The 17,485-nt window shown below is 42.5% G+C and carries 11 protein-coding genes; 1 reads left to right on the top strand and 10 read right to left on the bottom strand.

The features are described 5' to 3' along the window. Positions 1 to 3 precede the first annotated feature (3 nt). The 5 genes from BR30_RS0110110 to BR30_RS0110080 form a co-directional block, all read right to left on the bottom strand. Positions 4 to 1,551 (bottom strand): spore germination protein, encoded by a 1,548-nt coding sequence (locus BR30_RS0110110; protein ID WP_026564928.1) that lies wholly within the window; start codon positions 1,549 to 1,551, stop codon positions 4 to 6. A 441-nt stretch (positions 1,552 to 1,992) separates the two neighbouring features. Then, on the bottom strand, positions 1,993 to 10,335 hold the full coding sequence (locus BR30_RS0110095) for a glycoside hydrolase family 94 protein (protein WP_026564927.1): 8,343 nt from the start codon (positions 10,333 to 10,335) through the stop codon (positions 1,993 to 1,995). A gap of 347 nt (positions 10,336 to 10,682) precedes the next feature. Further along, positions 10,683 to 11,435: an NADPH-dependent oxidoreductase gene (locus tag BR30_RS33025; RefSeq protein ID WP_035445327.1), complete on the bottom strand. Its 753-nt coding sequence runs from the start codon at positions 11,433 to 11,435 to the stop codon at positions 10,683 to 10,685. Positions 11,436 to 11,631: 196 nt separating this feature from the next. Next, positions 11,632 to 12,069, bottom strand: a complete 438-nt coding sequence (locus tag BR30_RS0110085; protein WP_026564926.1) for a GNAT family N-acetyltransferase — start codon at positions 12,067 to 12,069, stop codon at positions 11,632 to 11,634. 168 nt (positions 12,070 to 12,237) lie between these two features. Beyond that, on the bottom strand, positions 12,238 to 12,747 hold the full coding sequence (locus BR30_RS0110080; RefSeq protein WP_026564925.1) for a hypothetical protein: 510 nt from the start codon (positions 12,745 to 12,747) through the stop codon (positions 12,238 to 12,240). 177 nt (positions 12,748 to 12,924) lie between these two features. Here BR30_RS0110080 and BR30_RS36600 point away from each other — a divergent pair, with 177 nt between their 5' ends. Further along, on the top strand, positions 12,925 to 13,116 hold the full coding sequence (locus BR30_RS36600) for a hypothetical protein (protein ID WP_155928538.1): 192 nt from the start codon (positions 12,925 to 12,927) through the stop codon (positions 13,114 to 13,116). A 49-nt stretch (positions 13,117 to 13,165) separates the two neighbouring features. On the opposite strand, the gene BR30_RS38815 is transcribed toward BR30_RS36600, so the two are convergent. From BR30_RS38815 to BR30_RS0110055, 5 genes are read right to left on the bottom strand one after another with little or no spacing between them, the layout of a single operon-like run. Next, positions 13,166 to 13,444: an AMP-binding enzyme gene (locus BR30_RS38815; RefSeq protein WP_442852966.1), complete on the bottom strand. Its 279-nt coding sequence runs from the start codon at positions 13,442 to 13,444 to the stop codon at positions 13,166 to 13,168. 32 nt (positions 13,445 to 13,476) lie between these two features. Continuing rightward, positions 13,477 to 14,307 carry a thiolase family protein gene (locus BR30_RS33020; RefSeq protein WP_051633549.1) on the bottom strand — a complete coding sequence of 277 codons (831 nt, stop codon included), beginning with the start codon at positions 14,305 to 14,307 and terminating at the stop codon, positions 13,477 to 13,479. 24 nt (positions 14,308 to 14,331) lie between these two features. Further along, positions 14,332 to 15,102 (bottom strand): SDR family NAD(P)-dependent oxidoreductase, encoded by a 771-nt coding sequence (locus BR30_RS0110065; protein ID WP_026564924.1) that lies wholly within the window; start codon positions 15,100 to 15,102, stop codon positions 14,332 to 14,334. Further along, a complete protein-coding gene (locus BR30_RS33015) occupies positions 15,099 to 16,313 on the bottom strand; it encodes a CaiB/BaiF CoA transferase family protein (RefSeq protein ID WP_197032314.1) in 1,215 nt (404 codons plus the stop codon). Before BR30_RS33015 ends, BR30_RS0110065 begins: the two co-directional genes overlap by 4 nt. Before the next feature lie 11 nt (positions 16,314 to 16,324). Beyond that, positions 16,325 to 17,461: an acyl-CoA dehydrogenase family protein gene (locus BR30_RS0110055; RefSeq protein WP_269320607.1), complete on the bottom strand. Its 1,137-nt coding sequence runs from the start codon at positions 17,459 to 17,461 to the stop codon at positions 16,325 to 16,327. Positions 17,462 to 17,485 lie beyond the last annotated feature (24 nt).

The raw sequence follows: 17,485 nt of genomic DNA, 5'->3' as shown, positions 1-17,485 counted from the left end.
GTTTCACCTTTTAGTGCGATTTCGCCCTTGTCGAATAGTTGGAATTGCCCCAGTTCCTTTGGGGCGGCTTTTCATTGACCATAAAGGAAAGCGCAAAAATGCATCCTTCATATCAGCAAAACGGAATGGAGCTAGAGGAGTACCATAGGGTGTACCTAATGATTCAAGACTAACCAGATGTCCAACTATAGTCATCCATCCTACCACAATCCCTACAACTCCAAACATGGCAGCAGATAACATCATTGGAAATCTTAATAATCTAATGGACGAACTCATATCATAATTAGGGATGTTATAAGAAGCAATCGCTGTAACAGCAACGACAATAATCATTATGTTGCTGACAATTCCCACCTGAACAGCCGCCTGTCCAATGATAATGCCGCCCACAATGCCAATGGTCTGACCAATCGGAGTCGGCAGCCTTAGTGCCGCCTCCCTCATCATCTCCAGGATCATTTCCATAATCACCGCTTCCAGCACGGGTGGGAACGGAACTTGTATCCTTGATTCTGCAATCGAAAGTAAAAGCTCCATCGGGATAACTTCAAAATTATAGGAAATAAAGGCAACATAGGTGGCGGGCAAAAATAAGGCAATCAAAAAAGATAAAAAACGGCTCACTCGGATGAATGACGAAACTAACCAACGGGAACCGTAATCATCCACAGCCTGAAAAAAGGACATAAAATTCGTCGGAGCAATCAATACGCTCGGAGAACGGTCCAAAACAATCACAAATCTTCCCTGGAGAATTTGGGATACTGCGGTATCAGGCCTTTCAGTCAGCATAATTTGCGGGAATGGTGAATACGGATTATCTTCAATGAACTCGATCAGCTCGCCGGTATTAATGATCGCGTCCACCGTAATTTTCTGAATCCGTGACTCCAATTCTCTCAGCACGTCTTCAGAAGCCACATCATTCAAATACAAAATCGATACCTTTGTTTTCCCCCGAATACCAACTGTCATCTCTTTCAATCTCAATTCCTGATGGGGAATATATCGGCGAATTAAGGCGATATTTTGACTCGCTGTCTCTACGAATCCTTGATGAGCGCCTTTTAAAGAGATTTCATTTTGTGGATCATTCAGCTGTCTTTGCGGCCACCCTTTTGTATTCAATTGATACCCGGTGATCTGTCCGTTTAACAATAAAACGCTATCCCCACCTAGAATCGCACTTTCGATGTCATCCCACGTATAGACAATATCAACCTCACCTAATGTGATAGGTAGTTCCTTATGAAGATCGAAGTCGCTTTGCATCAATGGCTTCAAAACATGATCATGGATGGCATTTTTATCCGATAATCCAGAAAAGTACACCAAAGCTGCCTCAGATTTGCCCGCGGCGATGGGAAAGCGGCGAATCACTAAATCAGGTGCTTGAGAATAAAGCAGTCGGAGATTCTCTGTATTTTGGGATAAATCAGAGTCCAGGACATCATCTTCCATATTTTTTTTCTGAAGATTAGAATTATTGCTTGTTTGATGGAACCGAGAAGAGCGTTTTCCTCTTAAAAACTTCAGAAAATAAAACATCATCTCCGTCCCTTTCTGCAATTGCTTTAAATTATGTTTTTAGTATGCATTGTCTAAGGAAAAATATTCTAATTCTTCCCCTGATTCATCGTACAAGAACAACAGGGAGCAGTTAACAAGTATATTATTTAGCTTTAATTTGTTCCTTTTCAAATTTCGTTAGCTCCACAACAACATCGTAAAAAATGGTCAACATATACCTTTCCGTTTGCATCATGAAGGGTTGAAAGCACCTGTATCAATAAATGGTTGGCGTTCTGGACTCCACCGCCAAACATGCCCGAGTGCAAATGAAAAAAGCATTATCACAAGCATGGCCCAAAAAGGCAACTGCTTGGATAATGCCGTCATTGAATCCTTCCACTCCAGTATTAGGTCCGTTCAATTAATCCCGGAGCATTTTTATTGAATAAAGGGAGCTTACCAATGTTTTTATTTTTCCTAAATTCTCAATTCCACATGATGGTCGAGTCCGTCATCTCGTAATTCCACAAATGGTCCTGCAGCTTTTTCCTTTTCAAGAATCGGAATTTGCACACCGTCAACGGTCAACTCGCTTCCACTGCCACCAGACCCATTCTTAACGTTAATGTGGTAAGAAGTCTTCCCAAATCGGTACGTAGCAGAGAATCCCGGCCACTCACTTGGAATACGCGGATCAATATAAAGACGAGTTTCTCGTCGCCGAATCCCTAGGATCCACTCGATACCGGCCTGATAAAACCACCCTGATGCACCCGTATACCATGTCCATCCTGAATGTCCCTGATTCGGTTCTGCCGTATACACATCAGCGGCAATTGCGTAGGGTTCACCTGTATATCTTCTTACTTCTTGGTCGGTACGAGTATGCGTCATCGGATTAAGCATTGTAAACATCTCCATTGCTTTATCACCGTTACCAAGCTGACACCAAGCGATGATGCCCCAAATAACTCCATGTGTATATTGGGCACCATTCTCCCTGATTCCTGGTGGATAACCTTGTATATATCCAGGGCTTGGTTCAGTCTGATCGAAAGCTGGAGTCAATAGCCGAACAATAGCAAGGTCCTGCTCGACGAGTTCCCTGTCGAACGAGTTCATTGCCTGAACAGCACGATCCATTGGTGCCGCACCTGAGATTACGGACCATGATTGAGCAATGGCGTCAATCCGGCACTCCTCATTTTGAATGGAGCCGAGCCATTGTCCTGCATCGGTAAAAGCACGTCTGTACCACTGACCATCCCAGCCCTCATTGTTGAGAGAGTCTGTTAACTGTTTCCGCATTGTCTGGTATGACTCCACCCGTTCAGAATCCCCACGTAATCCGCAAACCTCGACAAATCGGTTCAGCACGTCACAAATAAACCAACCGAGCCACACGCTTTCGCCTCGTCCCTTCACACCAACCTGATTCATGCCATCATTCCAATCTCCTACTCCGATTAATGGCAAACCATGCTCGCCAATCCGACTCAATGCCCGATCGATCGCTCGCAGGCAATGCTCATATACAGATCCCGTTTCAGTAGAACGTACGGTCGGTTCATAGCGTTCGTGTTCACCCTCAGCAAGCTGTTCACTCATTAGGAACGGTGCGACTTCGTCCAAAACCGTTCGATCACCAGTATGCTCGATGTAACGTGAAACCACATACGGCATCCATAATAAATCATCAGAAAACGTCGTCCGAATCCCACGTTCAGTTTCTTCATGCCACCAGTGCTGCACATCCCCCTCTAAATATTGGTGGGAGGCGTGGAGCACTATTTGTGCTCTTGTTTTTTCTGGCATCGTATGAAGGAGTGCTAGCGAATCCTGCAATTGATCGCGAAAGCCAAATGCTCCTCCCGCTTGATAAAAGGCCGTTCTGGCCCATATTCGACAGGCAAGAGACTGATATAATAACCACCCGTTCAACATAAAATCGGTTTCCTTTGACGGGGTTGACACTTGAATTTGGCCTAAATGATGGTCCCAATAAGCAGTAATCTCCTCCATCGCTTGATCACAAGCGGAAGGTTGGCTGTATTTCTCAGTTAACTGTAAGACGCTCTCTTTAGAATCATCGCATCCTAATAAAATATAGACAACCTGTTCTTTCTCCGGGTTTAACGTGAGCTTAGTCTGAATCGCACCACAAGATTCGTAATGCGTGCCTGTCCGACATGACAAACCAACACGATCCATTCCCGCTGGATGTTCCATACTTCCATTTCGTCCAATAAATTCGTTGCGGTCCGCGGTCCATGTAAGATCGTTTAAATGGTCAGGGCCCTTATCAGCACCCCGCTGCGGATACATCCCCAAAAATGCGGTGGCATCACGGAAGGTTTCTTGATATGTGTTTTTGGCGATCATGACCCGCTCAGACTCATCCCATTCCGTCACAATAAATGGTGCATTCGTCTGTCGCTGAACCCCTAAAACCCATTCGGCATAATAGGTAATAGAAATCTGCCTTTGCTCCGTAGTCTTGTTTTGCAGCTTCAACTTGATGATTTTCACCGGATCCTCTAATGGTACATATACCAGCATTTCGTGTTTAATGCCGTTTCTTTCGTGATCAAACTTTGTAAATCCTTTGCCATGCGTTATTTTATATGGCTCGTTTGAATGGTCTGCGGATGGTGCAACTGACCAGACCTGACCACTTTCCTCATCTCTTAAATAGGCTGTTTCCGTGGGGGGATCAAGGACGGGATCATTGGACCATGGCGTTAGCTTGCATTCACGGCTGTTCTGCCACCAGGTATAACCCGTTCCCATCTCGGAAATGAGACAGCCAAAACGAGGATTGGACAGGACATTAATCCACGGCGCCGGTAAGTGGTTTCCATTTTTAATCATGAGCCGGTACTCTTTTCCATCGGGGGAAAACCCGCCCCACCCGTTGAAAAATAACCAATCCTTCGTTTCCACTTGGATGGTTTGACCAGAAAAAACGTACTTATTTCTTGCAGAAGACACCGGATTAAGTTGGTCCGGCAGCCCATTCTTCGTTTCAGACCTAAGCGGTTCATTTTCTGTTTCAACCTTAGGCAATCGCATTTGCGTTTCTATACTAGCACCGCCTGCGCGGAACTCGACACGAGCTACGGCCATTAACAATGCTTTGTCCTCCGCAGCCAATTGATTAGAGGCAATCACATATACTCCAGATAAACCTGCACCAAAACGGTCCACTCCTTGTTCTGCCGCCTGCTGAAGTGCTTCTTGCAAGAATTGTTGATAGCCTTCCTCCGATTCGTTAAGGAGAACAAGATCGAATAAAAGACCAAGTCTCCTTATGTATTCATGACCTGTTAACATTTTTACAACGAACGGCATTTGGCTTCGGTCTTCAATTCGGACGAGGACGATCGGTCGATCACCAGATACCCCAAAACTCCATAGTCCAGACTGACCTTTTGTATTGATTGAAATATTTTCTCCACGGCCCTCTTTAAGTGGAGGAGTATATAAAATATGACCTACCAGCCTTTGAAAATCAGTTGCCTCTCGATTCGTTAAATGCAGATTACGAATTTCAATCTGTCCTCGGTTCCATGATAATTGAAACGCCCGTTCCACAGCTTGATTAGGAGCAAACTTACGGACAATTTCGATTGCATCTTCCTTTGTCTCACTAACCGAAGTGACGGCCACTAATCGAATTTCTTTGCCAGGTTCAATACAGATCCGCCGTCTCATCACAAAGGCTGGATCGGCCACTGAACCAACCTTACCACGTAGGCGAGACCGGATTCCTTGGGGATCGGATAGCCGATAGCCCCGGCCAATAAAGCTAGCGCGGTCTGTTTCAAATTCTACCGATCCAAGGGTATCCCCCTCCACCATGAGTGAATGTGCCGACCAGAGTGTCTGGTCCTTTGCTTCACGAGGTCTTCGGCCAGCGATAAGGCAGCCTGATCCAGCATCGAAAGCCGTCCGAATAAAAAGCTTGCTAAAGGCAGTATGGGCAGCATCTGCGATAGGATTGGACAAAGCAAGCTCAACAAAAGTAGTAACCTCCAAAACTTTTGCTTCGTCACCGCTATTGGTTAATGTTATTCTACGCAGCTCCGCATTCCATTCCGATGAAACGCAAATCTCCATACTTGTCTTAACCTCTCCATCCTCCCGCATATACGTAGCACGATCTAATTCAAATTTTACGTGTTGTTCCGGAGAATTCACTCGGCATGGTTGGTACGACGGCGACCATAATTTATCTTGGGAGATATCCCTTATATAAACATAGCTCCCCCATGGATCCATTACCGGGTCCTCGCGCCATCTAGAGAGCAATAAGCCTTTGTACTGGCTAAAACCACTGCCGGTATTCGTTACCACTGTTGTGAATGAACCATTTGAGAGAACGCTGACCTCAGGAACCTTTGTGTCAGGTGAAATATATTCTCTTACAGTTGGAACATCCTGAGCAGTTTTGGAATAAGGCTTGTGCACACGTCCCAAGGCTGGATGCTTAATATACTTCGGCGTTTTAGGAATCCGCTCTTGTAAAAGTAATTCTGCTGAACGGATTTGTTTGTTCCGATGGAATCTCTCTACCATTGTTTTTGGCAGCAATAGGTTCGCCAGGGTTAGGAAACTCATCCCTTGATGATGGGCCATAAAACTTTGAATCACCTGATGTTGCTTACCATTAGGGAGCCGTTCTTGCGTAAAATCCATTGCTTCATAAAAGCCATATTTACCTCGACCATTTAACTGCTCTATTTTTTTCAAAGCAGCCAAAGCCTGATCCTTTGCAAATGGCAGAGCCATAATCGTTGCGTAAGGTGCAGTAACTAAATCTTGTTCAAGTCCCCGTTTAAATCCGAGACCCGGGACACCGAAGGCCCGATATTGGTAATTCATTTGATAATCAAACGCATAATAGCCTGACTCAGAGATTCCGAATGGCACTCCTCGCTGGTGTGCGTATTGAATTTGGCGATCCACAACCGCAGCATACGTCTTTTCCCACAAGGTATTTCGATAGGTCCTCATTAACAGCCATGGCATTAAAAATTCAAACATGGTTCCAGACCAGGATAAAAGGACGGGCCGTTTTCCCACTCTTGTCATCGTTCTTCCAAGTACATGCCAATGGGACACAGACACTTGACCAAGCGCAATCGCGACAAAGCTAGCAATTCTTGCCTCAGACGCCATTAAATCATACAGCACCTCATCCTGTGTATTTCGATCAGCATGGTATCCTAAGGAAAAAAGATTAGCTCTATGATCAAATAGTGGCTGGAAATTGGTTTCCTCAATCAATTTTTCGATCCGTTTAAGCAACACATGACCCCTATCGCGCCAAATAATATTTGCCTTCTTACCACTTCGTTGTCTCGAGACATCTGGTGCGATTTCTTCGGAAAAAGCAGTTTTCAGTTTTTCATCGTTATGAAAGTGGTAAATCGGAGTTTCTTTTTTATCAAAAGATTCTAGCCACTCAGCTAAGCCTTCCTTTACCGTAATCAGACAGCCGACTAAATTTCCTGAATCAACTGTTGATATATACTTCGGCGATAACGGGTTCAGTGTCTCCGTGTCATACCAATTGTATAAATGCCCTTCCCACTTTTCCATCCGCTCAAGTGTCTCCAATGTCCGCTCCAACCGCAAAATTAATCCAGGGGTATCAATAAACGCAAAATCCCTCGCCGCTAAAGCGCAGGTAAGATACATCCCGATATTGGTAGGAGAGGTTCGATGCGCTACCCCGTTCTGCGGTTCCATTTGCACATTGTCAGGCGGCAGCCAGTTCTCTTTTTCAGTAACAAAATCTTCATAAAAAGACCATATTTGCTGAGCCAGGTTCGTTAATTCTTCGAGCTCCTCTTCCGAAAATGCCATACGTTCCTGTGGAGACGGCTGATCGAGCCACCTTATGACAAGTGGAGCACATATCCACATCACAGTTAATGTAAGCCCAATGATCTGTACCACTGTATTTCCATTAAATAAGGTTGCCGCCAAGAACAAAAGACAAAGAACATAACCTCCTAACATGGATTGGAGCAAAGGAGTTCCCTTCCGTTCGCTATTACGATTTACTTCATCTGTTGAGACCCACTCGAGCATCCGTTTTTTTGAAAACAATAAACGATACAACGATCTCACAATAGCATCAAGCAAAAGGACTATTTGAAACGGCATGGTAACAATCCCTAACAAGACTTGAGCCGCCGTGTTTAAAATACTACGCAGATTCATTAAACTTGTCTGAAAGGTAACAAGCTGGCGAAGAATCGGCAAGAACCATGTCGCAGTCACCAATGCGATCCAGCGTAAAGGTGATCCCGGAAGGATCGTGACTGCTAATAGAGTGGTAATAAATAGTGACGTAGACATTAGACTCCGCCGTATATTATCAATGATCTGCCACTTAGTCAGTACAGACATATCGACTGGCAGCAGTTCACCTCTTCGGTTCTTCACTCTTGGCAGCAACCATAGTAATAGCTGCCAATCTCCTCTTACCCAGCGATGCAGCCGCTTTTGAAAGACGATAAACTTCGCTGGATAATGATCAATTAATTCAATATCGGAAAGTAGGCCTGCACGCAGGAAACTTCCTTCAAGTAAATCATGACTCAACACCCGGTTATCCGGAATCCGTTCACATAGCACTTGATAAAACGCATCCACATTAAATATTCCTTTTCCAGTGAAAATCCCCTGACCCAGTGCATCTTGATACGGATCAGAAACGGCAAACGCATATGGATCAAACCCTGGATCTGCTGAAAATAGTCTGGCAAAACGCGATTTCATTGAGGCCTCATGACTCATACTGAGTCTTGGTTGAAGCACCCCGTAGCCCTCGATTACTCTTGTCTTTGTATCATTTAGGATCGGTTGATTATAGGGTAGATGCAGTGTCCCAATCATTCGCTGGGCGCTTTCCAGTGGAAGCTGCGTATCAGAATCGAGAGTAATGATATAACGCACATCCTGAAGGGTAGTCAAATCGGCTTTTAATAAAGCAAAGCTTGTATCCTTTCTCCCTTTTAGAAGCTCTACAAATTCGACTAGCTTTCCACGCTTTCTCTCCCATCCCATCCAAACACCCTCTGACGGGTTCCATTGCCGCTTTCTCTGAAAGAGATGAAAGTTTGTGCTGGAATAGGTAGTTCGCAATCGTTCAATTTCTTTTTTAGCCGCTGTTAAAATGACTTCATCCTGTTCGAGAGACTCTGTCTCCGCATCCTGGAAGTCGCCAAGTAACGCAAAGTGGAGATTGGAATCCCGATTCGCCAAATAATGCAATTCAAGCCGGTCCGTCAACTCTTTTACTTCTGTTATCGATGACCAGATGACTGGAATCACCACAATCGTTTTCGCATCAGCGGAAATTCCTTTTGAAAAATCAAATCTCAATAATGGGACTGGACTTTTGACTCGTTCAATAAACCAATGAGCTGAAGTAACCGCCCATTCTGTCACTGGGAACAAAAGAGTTCCTAGAATAGCAAGCCATTGAAGCGGTGTAAAAAATTCATCCCAACCTATCCATATTGAAAAGCCAATCAAGAACACAGCGAAGTATACTGCTAACATATTAAAATAGGTCCCTGTGGCTCGGCGCATTATCCCTGTTTCTGGGAGAGCTCGTGGCTTACCACACATTTTTAACGCTTGTCTCAATTGCATCATGCCATTGGGATCTAAAAAGTAATAGGCAACAAATAATTGACGATTTTTATCCTTGCTATATTTTTCGTTAAGTTCCTTTCCATATGTATCTGCTCGTTCCTCGCTATTTTCCTGTTCTTGCGATTCCTCACCTGATAGTTTCTCTCCATATTTATCCGCGAGCTCCACTGCCTGTGCTGCCACAAGATTTTCCGGCAGATTTAAACGTCTCGAAAGCCTCTCGACCCTCTTTCGAAGAGTATCACGACTAGAGAAATCAAGTTGCGCATAAAGGCCAGTCCTCTCTTTCCTTAGTGATTGCTCAACCATGCTAATTTGCTCAAAGGTTTCCTTCCAGTCCCATCGAGAAAGCTTACGCAAGCTAGTGATCAGGTTACCTGTTGTTACTTGAAAGGCTGCTTGGAGCTGATATTCATATGACAATATGTGATCAAGGCTCTCTGGTCCATTCTCCAATTTGCAAATGAGCCATTCACCGACTGTTGCAGTATAATCAGCTCGTTCGCGCAGATGTTTTACCAAATGGACAATCATCGGTCCAGAAAGAGGCATATCTTGTCCAGCTTCCTCTAATACTTGCTTCAGTTTTTCTGGCGTGATCTCTGTGGTCTTGATATCGGTAAGTAACTTTTCAACCAACACACAAACATCGCGTCTTTCCTTGACTGTATCCATGATTTCGGCCAACCGACGAATCAAAGCCACCCTCATAATAAGCGGCACAGCCCAAACTTCACCCATTGTCAGTACGGAAACTTCCTGATAAGACTGTAGATAGGAAATATATGAATCCATATCTAAATGCCCGTCGTTAAATTGAAGATAGTCTGTACAAATAGAATAAACTCTAGAATCCCCCGTTTTTTTTAGGTGGGGTAAAGAGTTAACAAACTTTTTCGTTAACTCTTGGTTTACTACAAGCACCTGCTCTTCCAAAAATTCCGCGTTATCTAGTAACCAATCTTCGGCTGGCTGTGAACAGGATGAACAATTATCTCTTAAGTCGTTAACAAAGTTGCGCAATTTCTCAAAGTCCGACTCATTTGACCGTATAAAGCGTGTTGATTTCTTTCGACTTATGTAAGGATCGTGGGTTAATGCTGTTTTATGCGCTTCTTCTCTTAGCTGCTCTTTATTAAAAATCAAATTATTCCCCCCAAAAAAGCATTTTTCACCAAGGTATTATACTGATAAAAATTGCCCATTCCGGCTGGAAAATATGCAAAAGAGTGGTTAATGTGATCAAATCAACATTCTTACCGCACGGTTTAACTCCACCAATCTTCATTCTTTATGCCTTGTACTCATCTTCAGCACTTCTACAATATCGAGATTGACAGTATAGAAAACTTTCATTTTTCATATTTTTGAGGGCATTTTTAGAGCGAAACGGCAAAAAAACGCCTCCAAATTTGATTTTTGAAGGCGCTTTTTGCATTTTGGTGATTTTTTAGCCTTTTTTGTGTGAAGGCGTTTGTAGGAAATCTATTTTTTTACTTATATCGGAACCTCTGATTTTTCACCGTAGGACTGGAATTCTTTGCATATTGGTCAAAACCAGTATCATAAAATTGAGCGACTTTACTTGACCAATCGCTGGTATCTTTCCCGTTCGTCCGTTCAGACATATAGGATGATATCGTTTGATCATATTGATCAATCTCTTCCTTTTGAAAATTTGTATCATACTGTTCTTTCTGAAGGGTTGCCTTCATTGGCAGCCTTGGTTTTTGTTCGGGGACAGATCGTGGATATCCAACAACCAGACCTGAGATGGGGAAAACATATTCTGGAAGATTTAAAAGATCTACAAAGGTTTGGGGATTTCTCCGTAATCCTCCGATAGGAACGATCCCGAGCCCCATCGATTCAGCCCCTATTACTGCGCTTCCCAGAGCGATCCCTACATCTGTTGAACCAACCATAATAGCTTCTAAGTCCTCGACAATTTTAAATTCCGTCCCATTTTTTTCTGCAGCCAGTTTCGCCCGATAAAAATCCATGCAAAACACGAGAAACACGGGAGCTTCCTCAATCCACCGTTGGTTACCTGCCGCTTTAGCTAATGCTGCTTTCCTTTCAGGATCTCTGACTTCAATCACTGTCACCTGCTGACCGTTAATCCAATTGGGACCAGCCAAAGCCGCCTCAATAATTACTTCGATTTGCGCTTCGCTTACCTCTTTTTCAGTGTCGAAGTCCCTAACTGAGCGATGATTTTTTAATAATTGAATGGTTTCGTTCATGCTATCACTCCTCGTGTATACGATACTACAATCACAACTTTAAATTCAAACACCTGAATTTAAAACAGTGCCTGACACCACCTAATTAAGGTGGTGCCAGGCACTGTTTTACAAATTGTTAAGATAATTATCATCTTTGCCCAATTAACGACAGTCCTTAAACCATCTTATTAGCTGTTAAATAAAGATAGTTATTTTAAATGGGCATACTCATGGTAATGGTTCTATTTTTAAATCCCAATTTTTCATACAGTTTAATGGCTTGATTTCCTGCATATACACTTAAACGAACCTCTGAATATCCAGCTTGTTTAAGCTGTTCAATACCAGTCTCCATCAATCTTTTTGAAATTCCATTTCCTCTAAATTCTTCTAATACAAAAAGTTCATAAATAAATCCATAAATCTTTTCAGTAAATGGGTCTTTACTTGTTCCTATAAGAATCCAGCCCATTAGAATATCGCCTTCAGTTGCTATTAAATAATAGCTTCCTTTCTCCAATAATGGTTCAATAAGTTGTTTAACTTTTTCATCTGACGGTTTTGACTCGCCTAATGTACCATCTAATAAGGCTTGTGGTGAAAGTGATAAAATCTTTTTATATTCTGAATCGTTTGGTTTTCTTATTTCCATAAATTGAGTTCTCCTCCCCCCCAATATTTAACTTAACTACGATCCCTCTTACTTTGCCATGTTTTGCTCCTTCCATATGGCGCATTTGTCTGGAATACAAACTCAAAAAACAGATTTTTGGATTCCGTATTGCACAAAAAATAGCACGGATAAGCGTGCTATTTTTTTCTATTTCATCGAATTGTCATCTAACCGATACATGATGATTTTATTTTGAGGGTTATACCAAAATTCGAGAGATTGGTGGTGTTTTTTATCCACATAGCCAATAATATCGACACCTTGTTCTACACGTTTATAATAATTTTTTCCATATAAATCCTTTGCTTTATCAATAGAATTTCCGATTTCTATTCCTTTTGCAGTTGGAATTCCCGTTTCAATAATAAATCTTAAAATATCTCCTTTATCATTAGTTGCAATTTCTACTCCGTCTTGAATCTCATAATAATTATAGAGGTTATTATCTTGGCTTTTAGTGGTTTGTTCATCGTATATATTTAAGAATTTTTTGTCGTGTATGTTATCAAACAATTGTAGACCATTTATATTTTCATTCTTAAAGTTTGTGCTTGATGTAATGAGATAATGGAATGAACGAGTTAAAGATGGTTTTACTATTACAATAGAAGTTGCCAATAAAAGTAGTACAATAATCAATATTATTTTTCTATGCATTTTAATCCCCCATCAAGAAAAAACAATACCTAGACATTCTAGGTTTATTCTAAATCAATATATATAGAATGTCTAGGTATACTACTCGTTCATTTAGAACCATTTAAATTGTTTTTGCGACCGTAACTCATCCCGTCATATTTTGTTTCGTTACAAGCATTTCTTCTTTATGTTCCCATGATTGGTGCGGTTTTGATTTCCCTCGGCGGAACATGGCTGCTTGCTGTGGAACTTGACTCCCCATATTGGTATTTTGTAGGGACCATGATTGTCATAGGTCATGGAGCATCAAAAGCAAGTCCAACAATAAGCAGAGAGCCGCCATTTCTTGGCGGCTTTCTTTCTATCTTACAAGTCTATTATTCTTGAACCGGGAAAAAAGAATCCACCATTGCAGTGGATTCCTCACTTTGATACTTTAGATTTCCAGTAATAAGTTTTTATATTCATCCTTTAATGCTCGCTTTAGTAGTTTACCAGCCGATGTAGTCGGTAAGCTGGACCTAAACACGACTTGCTTCGGTGTTTTAAAGCCAGATAATTTTTGGCGGCAATAGTCAATGATTTCTTCCTCTGTTAGAGTAGATCCATCTTTTAAAACGACGGCCGCGGTTACAGCTTCTCCCCAACGTGGTTCAGGAACACCGAAAACTGCACATTGCTGTATTTCCGGATGAAGACTTAGGACGCTTTCAATTTCTTGACTTGAGACATTCTCGCCACCTGTCTTTACGATGTCTTTTTTCCGATCAGCAAAATAATAGTTGCCGTTCTCGTCCCGAATAAGGACATCACATAAGTTTCCGGTGTATCTTTTGTCATGGATTGAGCGATGATTTTTACCGCATGGTTGATATTATTTTTTTGTGCGAAACGATCAGAACAAACAATGACGGCTGCTGCTCCACAGGTCGGCGGGCATGCCATAAACCGAGTCAGTCCTGGGTAGATAACTGGTGAATTCATGACCTCTTCTAATTGAAGTTCTTTTGTAAACAATGAATATGGATTATTAATTGCGTGATTTCTTGATTTCACCGCTACTTTTCCAAAAATATCAGGATTTGCACCGTATTTTTCCAGGTATTCTATTCCTGCAGCCCCAAAAACCTTTAACGCAACCGGTCCCTCTGGTAAACCTTTATTTAATTGTTCAAAACGATTGTATATCCATTGGAAGGGTGAAGTTCGATCCCTCCAATTTTCTCCTAAGGCACCTGGCTTCATTTCTTCAAAGCCAAATGCCAGGACACAGTCGCACGCCCCTGATTCCACTGCTTGCCGTGCCATGTAGAGAGCTGTGGAACCTGAAGAGCAATTATTATTCACATTAATAATCGGAATGCCGGTCATTCCAACTTTATATAAGGCTGTTTGACCACACGTGCTGTCACCATAAACATAGCTGGCATAGGCCTGCTCGACTTTGGATAATTCAATACCTGCATCTTTTAATGCATCAGTAATTGCTTTTGAGGCCATTATTTCATAGGGTTCGTTTCTGCCTGGCTTCTCAAACTTTACCATGCTAACACCGATTACATTTGCTTTACTCGTCACGATTCCATACCTCCCATTGATTTTTTATCTTGGCGCCATCCGGATACCGCCATCTAAACGAATAACCTCTCCATTTAAATATTCATGTTCCATCATAAATGTGGCCAATTCCGCAAATTCAGATGGATGCCCTAATCGCTTCGGAAATTCTACACTTTCAGCTAATTTTTGAACGATAAATTCAGGTAACGTGTCTGCCATTGGTGTCAAAAACAATCCAGGTGCAATCGTGTTTACGCGAATGCCAAACTCTGACAAATCACGTGAAACTGGCAACGTCATTCCTGCCACACCCGCTTTGCTTGCCCCGTAAGCTGCCTGCCCCATTTGGCCATCAAAGGCAGCGACCGAAGCGGTATTAATGATGACCCCTCTTTCACCAGAATCGGTAAGCGATTCATTTTTTACCATTTCATTCGCTGCTAGTCTCAAAACGTTAAATGTACCGATTAAATTAATCCCTATAACCTTATTAAATTGTTCAAGCGGTAACACACCCTTTTTCCCAATCGTTTTTCCTGGTGTGCCGACACCTGCACAGTTGACACAAATATGGATCGCTCCAAAGGCTTCAATGGTTTGTTTGATTCCTTTCTGAACCGATTCATCATCTGCCACATTCACGATTGCATATTGAACATTCTCACCTAATTGTTCAACAACTTCCTTGGCTTTCGCTTCATTTAAATCAAAAATAACAACCTTCGCGCCTTTTTCTACGAGTCTTGTAACCGTCGCTAACCCTAACCCTGAAGCTCCACCTGTTACCACCGCAACCTTATCTTTTACATTCATACTCTCGCATCTCCCTTACTTTTTAATTGTTTTCCAAATACTCCTTTATCAGCAAGTGCTTCAAACATGTGCGAATCAAAACCAGCCTCTGCTAAAATTTCCTCCGTATGTGTTCCTGTTTCCACCCCTGTGAATCGATACTCCGCTGACTGTGTTGAAAACTTAATTGGAAAGGCGATTTGTTTTTGTGTACCCCCTTGTGGCTTCGGTACTGAAACGACCAAGTTCCTTTCCTTTATTTGTGAATGATTGACTGCTTCTGAGAATTTCAACACAGGTTCGACACATCCATCAAAATCATCGCCAAGAATGGTCAGCCACTCCTCAAACGTTTTCTTTTTAATCTCCTCTGCTAAAATTCTTTTAAAAGCATGTTGATCCTCAAGTTTCTGACTGCTGCTAAGTTTTACTAGATTGCTATCACCAATTAATGTACAAAGTCTTGCTTGGAATTGTGGTTCAAGGCTGCCCACCGATAAATATCGGTGGTCTATTGTTTCATAGTAGTCATAAAAGGACCCGCCATTTAACATTTCTGATTCCGGTTCAGGTTCTCTTCCTCCGGCTAAATAGCCTGAGCCATACATGGCATTTAAGGAAAATACTGCATCCGTCATGCTTATATCAACGTACTGTCCTTCACCTGTTTTTTCACGGTGATAGACGGCAGCAAGTATTCCAATTACCGAAGGCTGTGAGCCTCCTGCAAGGTCGGCCACCTGTATGCCTGTCGGAACAGGGGCTTCATTTTCCCTTGAGGAGTAACTGGCAATACCGGCTAACGCTAAATAGTTATTATCATGCCCGGCCCTATTCCGCAGTGGTCCTGTTTGCCCGTATCCAGTAATCGAACAATAAATGACACTAGGATTGATTTCCTTCAACTTTTCATAACCAATGCCTAATTTATCCATGATGCCCGGGCGGAATTGCTCGATGACAATGTCATATTTCTGTACCAATTGGTAGACGATTTCTCTTGCTTCCGTTTGCTTTAAATCTAATGCTAAAGATCGTTTCGAGCGTTGCAGCTGTCCAAACAACGCCGATACTCCTCCATCCATTGGTGGGACATATTTCGTTAAATCCACACGTTCAGGAGATTCCACTTTTATCACGTCCGCTCCCATGTCTGCCAACATCATCGCCGCAAATGGACCAGGCAAGAGCGTAGTGAAATCCAAAACTTTCAAGCCGTTCAAGATCCCCACCATTATTCCTCCTACTCTACTATTCCTAATACATCTTTACTTATGATTTCCTTCATAATTTCAGACGTCCCACCGTATATTCGTTGGACCCTGGCATCGGTAAAAGCTCTTGAAATTGGGTATTCTTCCATATAGCCATATCCGCCAAACAGCTGCAAGCAGCCATCCACCACCCGGCCTTGAGCCTCTGTGGTCGATAATTTCGCCATACTGGCATCAGCAGTTGACAGCTCACTTCTCTCTAACAACTCTAAACATTGATTCACATAGGCTCGATTTATTTTTACCTCAGTCGTCATTTCGGCAATCCTATGGCGGATGACCTGGAGCTGGCTGAGCGGTTTTCCAAAGGCCTCACGTTCATGTAAATATTTAATCGTGATTTCTAGGGCACCCTCCATAGCGCCGCATGCTCCGACAGCAAGCGTTGCCCTTTCCCTTGGTAACTCATGCATTAAGGTAATAAACCCTCGATCCATTTCACCTAATATTTGGCGTGAGCCCGCTTTAACCTCTTCTAAAAATAATTCTGACGTGTCAGCAGAATGAAGTCCGATTTTCTTTAGTTTTTTTCCTTTGGTTAAGCCATTGCTATTAGCATCGATGATAAAGAGTGTGGTCCCCCTTGAAGCGGAAACATCAAGATTCGTTCTAGCCACCACGATGACAAAATCAAAATTTTGTCCATTCGAGATAAAGGTCTTTGAGCCATTGATCACATATTCACCCGTACCCGTATTTTTAATGGCTTTTGTTTTGATTCCTTGAAGGTCACTCCCTGCACCAGGCTCTGTCATTGCGATGGCTCCTACCAATTCCCCGGTAGCCATCTTCGGTAAATAGTGAGCTTTCTGTTCCTCCGAACCGGCATTCAGAATGTAATGTGCAACAATATTTGAATGAACGGCGAGGTTTCCGGAGACGGAATTGTATCCAAGTCTGCTGAATTCATCGACAATACATGCTGCAAAATGTAAAGGTGCACCTAATCCGCCATATTGATCCGGTATATCCACACAAAGCAGACCTGCATCCCCTAACTTTTTCCACAATTCTCTAGGAAAAATTCCGTCTTCTTCCCATTTTGAATAGTAATTTTCAATTTCATTTTTCGCAAAGGCTTCGATGGTTTTTTTGAATAAGGTGATTTCTTCTTTTATGGCGATTGATTA

It is taken from the genome of Bacillus sp. UNC41MFS5 (assembly GCF_000686805.1).
This window is presented reverse-complemented; position numbering and strand designations above follow the sequence as displayed.